Origin of the sequence: Pseudomonas corrugata (assembly GCF_001269905.1) — a bacterium.
Lineage (GTDB): Bacteria > Pseudomonadota > Gammaproteobacteria > Pseudomonadales > Pseudomonadaceae > Aquipseudomonas > Aquipseudomonas corrugata.
The window spans coordinates 202,154-214,879 of sequence record NZ_LHVK01000008.1; the positions used below are offsets into that span (position 1 = coordinate 202,154).

Annotated in this window: 13 protein-coding genes; 7 read left to right on the forward strand and 6 right to left on the reverse strand. The window is 59.4% G+C overall.

All coding sequences use genetic code 11. The features are described from left to right. Nucleotides 1-102: 102 nt before the first annotated feature. On the reverse strand, nucleotides 103-1,353 hold the full coding sequence (locus AD665_RS12160; RefSeq protein WP_053192246.1) for an IS256 family transposase: 1,251 nt from the start codon (nucleotides 1,351-1,353) through the stop codon (nucleotides 103-105). Nucleotides 1,354-2,209: 856 nt separating this feature from the next. Between AD665_RS12160 and AD665_RS12165 the strand changes: the two genes are divergently transcribed. Next, nucleotides 2,210-2,584, forward strand: coding sequence for a DUF6124 family protein (locus tag AD665_RS12165; protein WP_024780824.1), 375 nt, complete (start codon nucleotides 2,210-2,212; stop codon nucleotides 2,582-2,584). A gap of 370 nt (nucleotides 2,585-2,954) precedes the next feature. Here the strand turns inward: AD665_RS12165 and AD665_RS26870 are convergent. Further along, nucleotides 2,955-4,507 (reverse strand): IS3 family transposase gene (locus tag AD665_RS26870; RefSeq protein WP_155514781.1). Its coding sequence is split into 2 segments (ribosomal slippage): nucleotides 2,955-4,045 and nucleotides 4,045-4,507, totalling 1,554 coding nucleotides; the frame shifts between segments, so codons are not numbered across the junction. Between the two features lie 125 nt (nucleotides 4,508-4,632). Here AD665_RS26870 and AD665_RS27375 point away from each other — a divergent pair. Continuing rightward, a complete protein-coding gene (locus AD665_RS27375) occupies nucleotides 4,633-4,818 on the forward strand; it encodes a nucleoid-structuring protein H-NS (protein WP_155514782.1) in 186 nt (61 codons plus the stop codon). Between the two features lie 790 nt (nucleotides 4,819-5,608). Continuing rightward, nucleotides 5,609-5,953 (forward strand): DUF6124 family protein, encoded by a 345-nt coding sequence (locus AD665_RS12180; protein WP_024780894.1) that lies wholly within the window; start codon nucleotides 5,609-5,611, stop codon nucleotides 5,951-5,953. A gap of 269 nt (nucleotides 5,954-6,222) precedes the next feature. Here AD665_RS12180 and AD665_RS12185 read toward each other — a convergent pair whose 3' ends face one another. Together AD665_RS12185 and AD665_RS12190 are read right to left on the reverse strand one after the other, a co-directional pair. After that, the gene (locus AD665_RS12185; RefSeq protein WP_024780895.1) at nucleotides 6,223-6,729 is read right to left on the reverse strand and encodes a L,D-transpeptidase family protein; all 507 of its coding nucleotides are present in this window, start codon (nucleotides 6,727-6,729) and stop codon (nucleotides 6,223-6,225) included. 38 nt (nucleotides 6,730-6,767) lie between these two features. After that, complete coding sequence (locus AD665_RS12190) at nucleotides 6,768-7,319, reverse strand: NUDIX hydrolase (RefSeq protein WP_024780896.1); 552 nt, start codon at nucleotides 7,317-7,319, stop codon at nucleotides 6,768-6,770. Nucleotides 7,320-7,464: 145 nt separating this feature from the next. On the opposite strand from AD665_RS12190, the gene AD665_RS12195 reads away from it, so the two are divergent. Genes AD665_RS12195 through AD665_RS12205 form a run of 3 tightly spaced genes read left to right on the forward strand, consistent with a single transcriptional unit; the run spans nucleotide 7,465 to nucleotide 8,809 of the window. Beyond that, the gene (locus AD665_RS12195; RefSeq protein ID WP_024780897.1) at nucleotides 7,465-8,064 is read left to right on the forward strand and encodes a CoA pyrophosphatase; all 600 of its coding nucleotides are present in this window, start codon (nucleotides 7,465-7,467) and stop codon (nucleotides 8,062-8,064) included. 14 nt (nucleotides 8,065-8,078) lie between these two features. Then, nucleotides 8,079-8,603 (forward strand): gamma carbonic anhydrase family protein, encoded by a 525-nt coding sequence (locus AD665_RS12200; RefSeq protein ID WP_024780898.1) that lies wholly within the window; start codon nucleotides 8,079-8,081, stop codon nucleotides 8,601-8,603. After that, nucleotides 8,600-8,809 carry a DUF1289 domain-containing protein gene (locus tag AD665_RS12205; RefSeq protein ID WP_024780899.1) on the forward strand — a complete coding sequence of 70 codons (210 nt, stop codon included), beginning with the start codon at nucleotides 8,600-8,602 and terminating at the stop codon, nucleotides 8,807-8,809. Before AD665_RS12200 ends, AD665_RS12205 begins: the two co-directional genes overlap by 4 nt. 52 nt (nucleotides 8,810-8,861) lie before the next feature. Here the strand turns inward: AD665_RS12205 and AD665_RS12210 are convergent, their stop codons facing one another. Both AD665_RS12210 and AD665_RS12215 read right to left on the reverse strand, forming a co-directional pair. Continuing rightward, nucleotides 8,862-9,494 carry a Pr6Pr family membrane protein gene (locus AD665_RS12210; RefSeq protein ID WP_053192251.1) on the reverse strand — a complete coding sequence of 211 codons (633 nt, stop codon included), beginning with the start codon at nucleotides 9,492-9,494 and terminating at the stop codon, nucleotides 8,862-8,864. Between the two features lie 3 nt (nucleotides 9,495-9,497). Then, on the reverse strand, nucleotides 9,498-9,728 hold the full coding sequence (locus AD665_RS12215; protein ID WP_024780901.1) for a VF530 family protein: 231 nt from the start codon (nucleotides 9,726-9,728) through the stop codon (nucleotides 9,498-9,500). Between the two features lie 420 nt (nucleotides 9,729-10,148). Between AD665_RS12215 and AD665_RS12220 the strand changes: the two genes are divergently transcribed. Continuing rightward, the gene (locus AD665_RS12220; RefSeq protein ID WP_024780902.1) at nucleotides 10,149-12,563 is read left to right on the forward strand and encodes a glucose/quinate/shikimate family membrane-bound PQQ-dependent dehydrogenase; all 2,415 of its coding nucleotides are present in this window, start codon (nucleotides 10,149-10,151) and stop codon (nucleotides 12,561-12,563) included. Nucleotides 12,564-12,726: the final 163 nt, after the last annotated feature.

Below are 12,726 nucleotides of genomic sequence, written 5' to 3' on the forward strand. Positions count from 1 at the left end.
TGTGTGTGTGTGTGTGTGTGTGTGTGTGTGCGCCGTTCTACGGGACTGTCAGATTTTTTGTGTTCGGGCCGGTAGCGGCCTGCCGCCAGGCAGGCCTTGATTTCACCAGGTCGGCCTGATGAACCGATCTCCGTACAGAATCGCAAATTGATTCATCGCGATTTTCCAATCATGCGCCGCCGAGCCCCAATTTGCTGTGATATTGCGCAGCCCCAGCCAGATCAGTTTGGTCGCGGCGTCGTCGCTCGGAAAGTGGCCACGGGTCTTGATGATCTTGCGTAACTGAGCGTTGATGCTCTCGATGGCATTGGTGGTGTAGATCACCTTGCGGATCGCGGGCGGGAAAACAAAAAATGGAATCACTCGATCCCACGACCGTCGCCAGGCCGCCACAACCGTTGGATATTGCTTGCCCCAGGGCCCGCGCTCAAACTCATCCAGAGCCTGTTCCGCCGCTTGTGCATTGATGGCCTGATAGATCGGTTTGAGGGCCTTGGCCAGTTCTCGACGCTTGTCCCAGGCCGCATAATCAAGGCTGTTGCGGATCAGATGCACGATGCAGGTCTGCAATGTTGTTTCCGGAAACACCGCGCTGAGGGCCTCTGGCATGCCTTTTAGGCCATCGGTTACGGCAATCAGCACGTCCTCGACGCCGCGTGTCTTAAGGTCGTTGAATACCTTCATCCAGAACTTTGCCCCTTCGGTGTTCTCGATCCAGATACCCAGGATGTCGCGTGTCCCGTCGGGTAAAACGCCCAGCGCCAAGTAAATCGCCTTGTTGCGAACCAGACCTTCTTCGCGAATTTTGACCCGCAGAGCATCAAAGAAAATGACCGGATACATCGGCTCTAGGGGACGCTGTTGCCAAGCGCCAATCTCTTCCATCACCTCGTCGGTCACGGAGCTGATGAAGTCAGGCGAAACATCCGTCCCGTACTGCTCGGAAAGAAACGCCCGGATCTCTCTGACCGTCATCCCACGGGCATACATGGCGATGATCTTGTCGTCGAAACCGGTGTAACGGCGCTCATGCTTGGGAATAAGAATGGGCGAAAAACTGCCCTCTCGATCACGCGGGATATCCAGCCGGAGCGGGCCATCACCGGTCAGCACCGTCTTACCGCTCTTGCCATTGCGCTGGTTGGTTTCATCCTCTGGACGCTGCGCGCCCGGAGGATAGCCCAGGTGATGGCCCAGCTCAGCGCTCAGGGCACGCTCGATCAGCGCCTTCTTGAACGCCTCAGAGGCCTCTTCGATGGCCTCCGCGGTCATCAGCGGGGCGGCGGAAAACTGCTCAAGAAGCTCTTTCGGGACTTTCGGTAATTCTCGAAGCGGTTTCTTTTTGGTTGGCATACATGCACCTCTTACTCATGTTATGCCCGAACACAAAATTTCTGACACCCTCCCGTTGCTGCGGTAACGGCTACTTAGGGTTCCGCCCTTACGGCGGGTTACTTTTGGCAAACGCCCCAAAAGTAACCAAAAGGTCTTGGCCCCACCACTCGGCACCTCGCCAAGGCGAGGTGTTCCCTCACTCCGGCATTGCTCCGTGGGCCCGCCGCGAAGGGCCATCCATGGCCCAGCGCGGCTAACCCGGCATCCATGCCGGGTTGCCCACTACGCAATGCCTGCGTTCGGCCGTCGTGGTTAACGGGGCCCAAAGATCAAAAGCAAAGCAAAGCAAAGCAAAGCAAAGCAAAGCAAAGCAAAAGCAACGGCGAGGCGGCCTTGTGGCCGGCCTGTTCTTGCGGCTGACCTTGGTCCCCTGTGGGAGCGGGCTTGCCCGCGAAGGCGTTCTGAAGGCCGACCTGTCTCTTAGGCTACACCTCGTCCCCCTGTGGGAGCGAGCCTGCTCGCGATGGCGGCTTTATTACCGACCTAAATCTGTGGGAATGGTCGGACGTCCAGGCAGATTTTTCCGACGAGCTCTGGCGGTTGCCGGGTGGGAAGGGGACTCGCTAACCTTTTTCGGTCGCTGCAATTCAGCGACCGGGCCTGGAAACCCGATAAGTGAGGATGCAACAGCGCGCCACATGAGATACTGCATCGCTTTTTTGCGTGTGCAGTTCTGCTTCATGGCGGCTGTGCGCGGGAGACTTTCGAGTCTGCCGGGTTTGCTCCGCACTCCGGTTTTCCAGCCCGCGCATAGCTGCCACCCTCTCGCCTGGAAACGGGAAATGGCGGTTCCACTACATAAGGGAGCCTCATCATGTTCAAAGTAACCCCTAATCCCCCCGAAACCGATTCCACCTCGGCTCACACCGGCCTCGACGCCAAGAAACTCGACGAAGCCGCCGAACGCGCCCTCAACTTCTACCTCGCCCCAGAACCCCAGGCCAAAAAGAGACCATTTCCCGGCCAGCTATTCACCGTCGTCGAAGACCTGGACAGCGAAACCCTCCTGGCCAACCTCAGCGAAACCCTGGCCTCGGCAAATGCGATGCTCAACGACCTGGCCTTCAACCTGGAAGGCTCCAACCGGCATATAGCCTTCGGCGTCCAGCAGATGGTCGAACTCAGTGAGTTGCTGGCAAACCGAGCGCTGGACGTCGTCGATCCCCCGATAAGTCAGCGGCCCCTGTGACGAGAATTTAGCGAAACGTCGCTTTTTGCTTTTGCTTTTGCTTTTGCTTTTGCTTTTGATTTTGATCTTGAACGCCCCATTAACCACGCTGGCCGAACGCAGGTATTGCGTAGTGGGTAACCCGGCATGGATGCCGGGTTAGCCGCGCTGGGCCATGGATGGCCCTTCGCGGCGGCCCACGGAGCAATGCCGGAGTGAGGGCACACCGAGCGTAGGCGAGGTGCCGAGTGGTGGGGCACAGACCTTTGGTTACTTTGGGGCGTTTGCCAAAGTAACCCGCTGTAAGAGCGGAACCATAGGTAGCCGTTACCGCAGCAATGGATATGTACCCAACGGCGTTTTTCAAGGTAGTTGTCGCGTCACCGTCTAACTATGCTGCTCTTTTCTCGGCCTGCTGCTCTCGATCCGGATTCAGCAGCACCGTGCCTATCGGCTCCCAGTTCCGTGTTCGTCCAGACCAGCGTTCCGGGCTTTTCTTTCGGGCTTGCTCGTACAGTTCATGACGCTGAGCCAGGATCTGTTGATCCTGCCCTTGATGCCGCTCCGCCGGGGTCACGAAGCGGATCCGGCTATGCCGGTGTTCGTGGTTGTACCAACGCATGAAATCCCTGACCCAGATGCGTGCGGCGTCCAGGCTGGCAAAGCCATCTGCCGGCCATTGCGGGCAGTATTTCAACGTTCTAAACAGCGATTCCGAGTATGGATTGTCATTGCTCACACGCGGTCGGCCACGTGACGGTGTGATGCCCAGGTCATGCATCTTGCTCAACAGCGTCAGTGATTTCATCGGGGCACCATTGTCCGAGTGCAGTACCAGCGGTTCATGCAAACATTGCTCGCCGATCACGCTACGCTGCAGCAACGCAGCCGCCTTCTCACCGCTTTCCTCTTCGTAAACCTCCCAGCCCACGGCCTTGCGGCTGTAAATGTCCTCGATCAGGTACAAGTAGTAATACTTGCCACGCACCGGCGACGGCAGGTAGGTGATGTCCCACGACCACACCTGATTCGCCCCCTTGGCCGTGTGGGTCGTCGGTGCCGCATGCCGTCGCGGGCGCTGGCTACGACCTCGATGCTGTTGTTGACCCGCAGCCCGCAGCACCCGATAAAACGTGGCTTCCGATGCCAGATAGCGCTGTTGATCGGCCAGTCTCGGCACGATCTGACTCGGCGGCAGGTCGGCGTACGCCGGGCTGTTGCACAGCGTCAGGATTGCCTGTCGCTCGATCTCGCTCAACGCATTACGCGGCGTGGGTCGTAGTGTGGTCGTTCGGGCGTCAGCCTGAATAGCCTCGGTTTCAGTCCAGCGCTGCAAGGTTCTGAGCGAGAGGCCGACTTCCTGGCAGGCCCTGATTTTCCGGGCTCCGGCCATTTGCGCTTCATTCAACCAGGTTACGAGTAACTGCCGCTCTGGCAAAGCCGTTAGCTGTCCTCGTTGTCGATCCCCCAGTAATCGTTGAGCTTTTTTCGCAGCACCAACAACGCGGCGGTTTCAGCCAGCGCCTTGTCTTTGCGGCGCAGTTCACGCTCAAGTTCCTGGATGCGTTTCTTGTCCTTACGGGCTTGTTCGCGATCGTCTTTTTGCTGGGCTTTTTCCGTCTTCTGGCCACTGATGAAGGCTTGCCTCCAGGCGCTGATTTGCTCGGGATACAGGCCTTTACGGCGGCAGTACTCACCCAGTTCAATCTCGGACAGGCCGGCGGCTTCAAGGACGACAGCAAACTTGATTTCGGCTGTCCAGTTCTGGGTCGATGAGGTGTTATCGGGCACTGCGTTTCCTTCAGAACYGACCTGCTTGCGCCAGTTCGACAAAGACATTTCGCTGACCCCTTCGCGCCGGGAAACCTCGGCCATCGACAGGTTGAGCGGAGGAAGCAGCATCTTGAGCAATGCGGCTTTGCGTTCAGGTGAATAGTACGGCACGAACAGTCTCTTTCCGCCCCCGATCTGCTTTTTCAGGAAAATTTGGAGAGGCGACAACTATCCTGACACCGGGGGTTACAGCGGGTTACTTTTGGCAAACGCCCGGAATGCCGGCCCAGCCAAAAGTGACCAAAAGGTCTGTGCCCCACCACTCGGCACCTCGCCAAGGCGAGGTGTTCCCTCACTCCGGCATTGCTCCGTGGGCCCGCCGCGAAGGGCCATCCATGGCCCAGCGCGGCTACCCCGGCATCCATGCCGGGGTACCCACTACGCAATACCTGCGTTCGGCCAGCGTGGTTAACGGGGCCTGAAGATCAAAAGCAAGAGCAAAGCAAAAGCAAGGCGGCCTTGCCGCCGACCTGCTTTTTGAGCGTACGCGTTCCCCTGTGGGAGCGAGCCTGCTCGCGATGGCGTCGGTTCATGCAGCACTTTTCAAACTGACCCACCGCTATCGCGAGCAGGCTCGCTCCCACAATTGATCGGGGGCAGCGGAAAAAGATAGGTCGCCTTCGCGAGCAAGCTTTGCTCCCACAAGTGGATTCAGGTACAGCCGGAAAAGTCAGGCCGGCCACTAGGCCGCCTCGCTTTGGTCTTTGGCTTTGGCTTTTGATCCTAGACGCCCCGTTAACCACAAGGGCCGAACGCAGGCGTTACGTAGTGGGCAACCCGGCATGGAAGCCGGGTTAGTCGCGCTGGGCCATGGATGGCCGTTCGCGGCGGGCCCACGGAGCAATGCCGGAGTGAGGGAACACCGAGCGTAAGCGAGGTGCCCAGTGGTGGGGGCAAAGGGCTTTTGGTTACTTTTGGCGCTCTTCCAAAAGTGACCCGCCGTAAGGGCGGAACCGCCAGTGGCCGTTACGGAAGAAACGGATACACACCTACTGGCATTTGCAGGCGATTGAAATCATCAGCGATCTATCGCGCCGTCTGTCAGACGCACCGAAGTTTCCGACAAGTTTTTCAGGTTGTCCCTCGGAAGCGGTGGCTCTAGCCTGTGGGTGTCGCTGCCAATTCAGCGACCGGGTTTGACCGTCCGAAGAATCACAGGGCACAGGCCCGGACGATTTGTCCTGGGCTCCATTAATTCAAGGAGTTTCCCCTTTGAAAAATGACAAACCCGCATCCAATTTCCCCTACGGCGACTACGCCCCCGAAAAGCTGCAAGAAGCCGCTGATCGTGCGCTGGACCATTACCTCAAACCCGAGGACAACTCGTCAGAACCCAAGCCCTCCCTGCAGTTGTTCACCGTGACCGATGCTGTCGACACCGAAGTCCTGCTAGCCAACCTCAGCGAAACCCTGGCTTCGGCCAATGCCATGCTCAGCGACCTGGCCTTCGACCTCGACGGCTCGCGGCGGCATGTGGCGCTGGGGGTGGCGCAGATGATTGAGTTGGGCGCGCTGTTGGCGGACAAGGCGCTGGATCGGGTGGAGCTACGGGTTTGATGGCGTAAGTGCCGGCGCCATCGCGAGCAGGCTCGCTCCCACAGGGGGGTGTTCACAGATGTGTGGACCCCCTGTGGCGAGGGGATTTATCCCCGCTGGGGCGCGCAGCGGCCCGAAAGCAAGCGACTCAATCTGCCTGACGCACCGGGTTGTTTGGCTTTAGGGCCGCTGCGCAGCCCAGCGGGGATGAATCCCCTCGCCACAAAAGCTTTCATGTCGCAACAAGGCTTCCATGCCTCAACAAGCGCTTGCCGCATAAGAGACAGACGCTACGGCCGGATCTCGATCATCGTGCCATCCGGCACCAGGTTCCAGACTTCGCGCATGTCGACGTTGCGCATGGCAATGCAGCCATTGGTCCAGTCCAGGGTGTGGAACAGCTGTTCAGGGGTTTCTTCGGAATCAGGCGTGCCGTGGATCATGATCATGCTCCCAGGCTCCACGCCTTCGCGTCGGGCGCGAGCGGCGTCGCTGATGTTGGGGTAGGAAATGTGCATCGACAGGTTGAAACGATCGCTGACCTTGCGCCAGTCAATCCAGTAGAAACCTTCAGGGGTGCGTTTGTCGCCCTCGATCAGCTTGGGGCCTTTCTTGGCGCCCCTGCCGAGAGAGATACGGTAGGTCTTGAGCGGCTTGCCGTCGCTGATCAATTGCAACTGATGGGCGGATTTGAGCACCAGCACTTTTTCGATGGGCTTGCCGTCGTAGGTTCCCACCGCAGAAGCCTGGGACGCAGCAGCGAACGACAAGCAGAACAGCACAAACAACCAGCGCATTGAAATATCCCTAGAAGTGTCGTGACGATATGGTTTTTTCAGGTCTTGGCAGGCTGAGCCAGTGGCGGGATCGATTCGGATCGCACCGGGTAATGCTCGGTTCGTCGGTCAGCATAAAAATATTCCAGGGTACGGCCCACTGTGCGAAAAGCCAGTTCGTCCCATGGAATGTCCGCTTCTTCGAACAGCTTCACTTCCAGGCTCTCGGGGCCGGCGGAGAAATCCTCGTCCACCAGCTCGGCGCGGAAGAATACATGGACCTGGCTGATGTGCGGTACGTCGATCAACGTATAGATGCTTAAATTTCGCACCCGGGCGCAGGCTTCCTCGGCGGTTTCGCGCTCGGCGGCCTGCTCGACGGTTTCCCCGTTTTCCATGAAGCCCGCCGGCAGGGTCCAATAACCGCGTCGCGGCTCGATGGCGCGTCGGCACAGCAGGACTTTGCTGCCCCAGGTCGGTATGCAACCGGCCACGATATTGGGGTTCTGGTAGTGGATGGTGTGGCAGGTGTCGCAGACAAAGCGCAGGCGCGAGTCGCCTTCGGGTATGCGCTGGGTCACCGGGTTACCGCACTGGCTGCAGAATTTCATGCTTGGGTTCCTGAATGCTGCGCCTATCTTGGCGTGCGAGGCGGGTGTCGGCAAGTTGTCGTTTCGCGACACGACGCGGTCCGGGGGTTGGGCCGCTTCAACGATTGGTGCATGATGCAAGGTAGCGAATAAATCGAGAAGTCTCATGCTGGACGAGCTACTGCATCGAGTAAGCAACCATACCCCGCGTGACCTGCAGGCCGACCGACGTTTCCCTGAAGCCGCGGTGCTGGTGCCGATCACTCGCAGTGGCGAGCCGGAGCTGGTACTGACCTTGCGCGCCAGCGGGCTTTCGACCCATGGTGGCGAAGTGGCCTTTCCCGGCGGGCGACGCGACCCGGAGGACCCGGATCTGATCTTCACCGCCCTGCGCGAAGCCGAAGAGGAAATCGGCCTGCCCCCCGGCCTGGTGGAAGTGATCGGTCCCCTCAGCCCGTTGATTTCGCTGCATGGCATCAAGGTCACGCCTTATGTCGGAGTGATTCCGGATTTCGTCGAGTATCAGGCCAACGATGCCGAGATCGCCGCGGTATTCAATGTGCCGTTGGAATTTTTCCGCAGGGATCCCCGCGAACACACCCATCGCATCGACTACCAGGGCTGCAGTTGGTACGTGCCCAGCTACCGTTTTGGCGAGTACAAGATATGGGGCCTGACGGCGATCATGATTGTCGAGTTGGTGAACCTGCTGTTCGACGCCGGCATTGATCTGCACAAACCACCCAGAAGCTTCATCAATACCTGAGCCCGAGGATCTTCATGAAATACCGCTTGGGCGATGCCCGTGTCGAAACCCACCCACAGAGCTGGGTTGCGCCCAACGCCACGCTGGTGGGCAAGGTCCGCCTCGAAGAAGGCGCCAGTGTCTGGTTCAACGCCGTGCTGCGCGGCGATAATGAGTTGATCCTGATCGGCAAGGACAGCAACGTGCAGGACGGCACGGTGATGCACACCGACATGGGCTTTCCACTGACCATAGGTACCGGCGTGACCATTGGCCATAACGCCATGCTACACGGCTGCACCGTGGGGGATTACAGCCTCATCGGCATCAATGCGGTGATTCTCAACGGCGCGAAGATCGGCAAGAACTGCATCATTGGCGCCAACGCGTTGATCGGCGAAAACAAGGAAATCCCTGACGGTTCGCTGGTGATGGGCTCACCTGGCAAGGTCGTGCGGGAATTGACCGAGGCTCAGAAGAAAATGCTCGAGGCCAGCGCGGCGCATTACGTCCACAACGCACAGCGCTACGCCCGCGACCTGGCAGAGCAGGAATCATGAACACCTCCGAACGTCCGGTGCCTTCGCCCTGCGTGAATATCTGCTCGCTGGACGATGACGACGTCTGCACCGGCTGCCAGCGCACCGTGTCCGAGATCACTCGTTGGCGCAGCATGGACAACGATGAACGGCGTAGCGTATTGGCCTTATGTCACGAGCGGGCAAAGGCCAGTGGGTTGGTGTGGATGTTGTCGGGAAGGTCTTGAGTACAAGTCCTCTGTGGCGAGGGGATAAATCCCCTCGCCACGTGGCAGTCTTCTAATACCGTTGCCCCATCCACCGATCCAATCCCACCACCCCCAGCGCGATCCCGATAAACCCCAGCAATATCTCCCCGGCATTGATGAACACCTGTGGATAACCCAGCGTTGCCACGTCGATGAAAGGGTAGGGGTACGCTCCCAGAAAACTCCCCCGCAACAGGACATGGGCGAAATACACCATGGGGTAAATCACCCAAAGCCCGATGTGCCAGAGATGCAGGGTGCCTTTGGGCACGCACCGCCACCAATAGGTGATGAACAGCAGCGGCATTACGTCGTGCAATAACTCATCGGCTAGGAACTGCCAGCCTTCGGGTTGCCATAGATGACGCAGCAACAGGTTATAGGCCAGGCAGACCAGGGCGATGCTCACGGCGATACCGCTGCTGACGGCGGGCCGCAGGAACCAGCGTCGTGCGGCCGATTCGCGTCGGGTCACTTCGCACGTCAATACCACGGCCACCAGGGTGTTGGTCAGCACCGTGAAGAAACTGAAGGCATTCATCAGGCCGCCCAGCAGGCTCGTGCCCAGTTCCCAGCGCCCCAACAGAATCAGATACAGCTGGATGCTCAATCCCGCCCAGCCCAGCAGCGCTGCCACCGATACGAAGCGCTGTCGAATGCTCATGATTCAGACCGGCCGCTTGGTACGCATCAACTTGATATACAACCGCTCGACTTTCTCCCGTGCCCATGGCGTCTTGCGCAGGAAGGTCAGGCTCGACTTGATGCTCGGGTCGCTCTTGAAACAACGGATATCGATGCGCTCGGCCAGGCCCGACCATTCGTAGTGCTGCACCAGGGCGTTGAGGATCTGCTCCAGCGTCACGCCGTGCAGGGGGTTGTTGTGCTGTTCGGTCATGGAGGTATTTGCGTGAAAGGAATATGCCGCGCACCTTATCCGAGGCGCCCATGGGTTGGAAGTCTAGTGGTAACACTGTTACCGGATTCGAAAAGATTCATGTCGGTAAAAGCGCTTTCTCTATTGGTAGCAGGCCATTATTCTTGCGCCCCCCTTGCTGAAACGGTTCTCCTGACGTATCAGGATTTTAAAAGATAGCGCTGTCTTGCCCTGCAACCTCATGTGGGAGCGAGCCTGCTCGCGATTGCGGCGTCACATTCAACAGGCGTGTTGGGTGATCCACCGCAATCGCGAGCAGGCTCGCTCCCACAAGAGGCTGCTGATAGCGGGTCAGCTTTTTACTGAACCATGCCTCCGCAAGATCGTCATCTAAAGTGACTACTTGCGCGGGACTCCTTAAATATCACGGAGAATCACACTATGAGCACTGAAGGTGCTTTGAATCGAGGCCGTCTGCTACCGAGCCTGCTCGGCATTCTGCTTCTATTGATGGGCCTGGCCCTGTTGGCCGGCGGGGTCAAGCTGAGCACGCTTGGCGGTTCGTGGTACTACCTGCTGGCCGGTATCGGCCTGGCACTGACCGGTGTGCTGCTGATCATGGCCCGCCGTGCGGCCCTGGGCCTGTACGCGCTGGTGCTATTCGCCAGTACGGTATGGGCACTGTGGGAAGTGGGCCTGGATTGGTGGCAACTGGTGCCGCGCCTGGCAATGTTGTTCGCCCTGGGCATCGTCATGTTGTTGCCGTGGTTCCGCCGTCCGCTGCTGACCGCCGACGCGTCCCCCATGGGCACCCGCGCATTGGGTGCCGCTGTGGTTATCGCCGGTGTCGCGGCGCTTGCCAGCCAGTTCACCAATCCGGGTGAAATCAAGGGGCAGTTGGATCGCGACAACGTAGCGGGCATGGCCAACACCGCACCGGCAATGGCCGACGGCGACTGGAACTCCTATGGCCGTAGCGCCCATGGCGACCGTTATTCGCCGTTGGCGCAAATCACGCCGCAGAACGTCAGCAAGCTGGTGCCGGCCTGGACCTATCGTACTGGCGACTTGCCGGGGCCGAACGACCCGGGCGAGACCACCGCTGAAAACACTCCGCTGAAAGTCAACGGCATGCTCTACGTGTGCACCCCCCACAGCCAGGTGATTGCCCTGGAGCCTGAAACCGGTAAGGAAATCTGGCGTTTCGATCCGAAGCTTTCCACGCAGAAGGCGGAAAACTTCAAGGGTTGGGCACATATGACCTGCCGTGGCGTGAGCTATCACGATGACGCCGTGTACGCCTCTGCCGAGCAGAGCCCCACCGGTACTGCCAGTACCACGCCGGTCAGCACGGTATGCCCGCGCCGGATTTTCCTGCCGACTGCCGACACCCGCCTGATCGCCCTCAATGCCGACACCGGCAAGATGTGCGAAGACTTCGGTGACAAAGGCCAGGTCGACCTGAGCGCCAACATCGGTGGCTTCACCGCGGGTGGTTACTACTCCACCTCGCCTCCGGCAGTCACCCAGAACCTGGTGGTGATCGGCGGCCACGTCACCGACAACGTTTCCACTGATGAGCCCAGTGGCGTTATCCGCGCCTACGACGTGCACACCGGCAAGCTGGTGTGGAACTGGGACAGCGGCAAGCCGGACGACACCACGCCGATTGCCGAGGGCCAGACCTACACCCGCAATTCGCCGAACATGTGGTCCATGTTCAGCGTCGACGAAAAACTCGGCATGCTCTACCTGCCGATGGGCAACCAGACCCCCGACCAGTTCGGTGGCCTGCGTACCCCGGAATCGGAAAAATACTCTGCCGGCCTGACCGCGCTGGACATCGCCACCGGCAAGGTGCGCTGGTACTTCCAGTTCACTCATCACGACCTGTGGGACATGGACGTCGGCGGTCAACCGACCCTGATGGACATGAAGACCGCTGACGGCGTGAAACCGGCGGTACTGGCCTCGACCAAGCAGGGCAGCATCTACGTGCTGGACCGCAGCAACGGTCAGCCGATCATTCCTATCAAGGAGATCCCGGTGCCGCAAGGCGCAGTGGAAGGTGACCACACCTCGCCGACCCAGCCGATGTCCGACCTGAACTTCGTGCCGCCGGTCCTCAAGGAACGCGACATGTGGGGCGTGACCCCGTTTGACCAGATGCTCTGCCGGATCGACTTCAAGTCGCTGCGCTACGACGGCATGTACACGCCGCCGTCGCTGCAGGGTTCCATCGTTTACCCGGGTAACTTCGGCGTGTTCGACTGGGGCGGTATCTCGGTTGACCCGGTGCGCCAGATCGCTTTCGTCAACCCGAGCTACATGGCGTTCAAGTCGAAGCTGGTACCGGCGGCCGAAGTGGCCGGTGGCCCGGGACGCAAGAGCGAAACCGAAGGCGTGCAGCCGAACAAGGGCGCGCCCTATGGCGTGATCCTCGAAGCGCTGCTCTCGCCTATGGGCCTGCCCTGCCAGGCTCCGGCCTGGGGTTATGTGGCCGCTGTCGACCTGACCAACAACAAAACCCTGTGGAAACACAAGAACGGCACCGTGCGTGACAGCTCGCCAGTGCCGATTCCGCTGAGCATGGGCGTACCGAGCCTGGGCGGCACGTTCACCACCGCCGGTGGCGTGGCGTTCCTGAGCGGTACCCTGGACCAGTACCTGCGTGCCTATGACGTGAAAAACGGCAAGCAACTGTGGGAAGGTCGCCTGCCCGCCGGCGCCCAGACCACGCCGATGACCTACACCGGCAAGGACGGCAAGCAATATGTGCTGGTGGTTGCTGGCGGTCATGGTTCCCTGGGTACCAAGCAGGGTGACTATGTCATCGCGTACAAACTGCCGGATTAAGCCCAACCTGCGCTCATGAAAAAGGCGACACCCTTGCGGGTGTCGCCTTTTTATTTAACCGGCACTGTAGAAGAAAAGCTTCCTATGGGAGCAAAGCCTGTGGGAGCAAAGCTTGCTCGCGATACAGACAACTGGGTTTCAAGAAGACCGCATCGCCTTCATC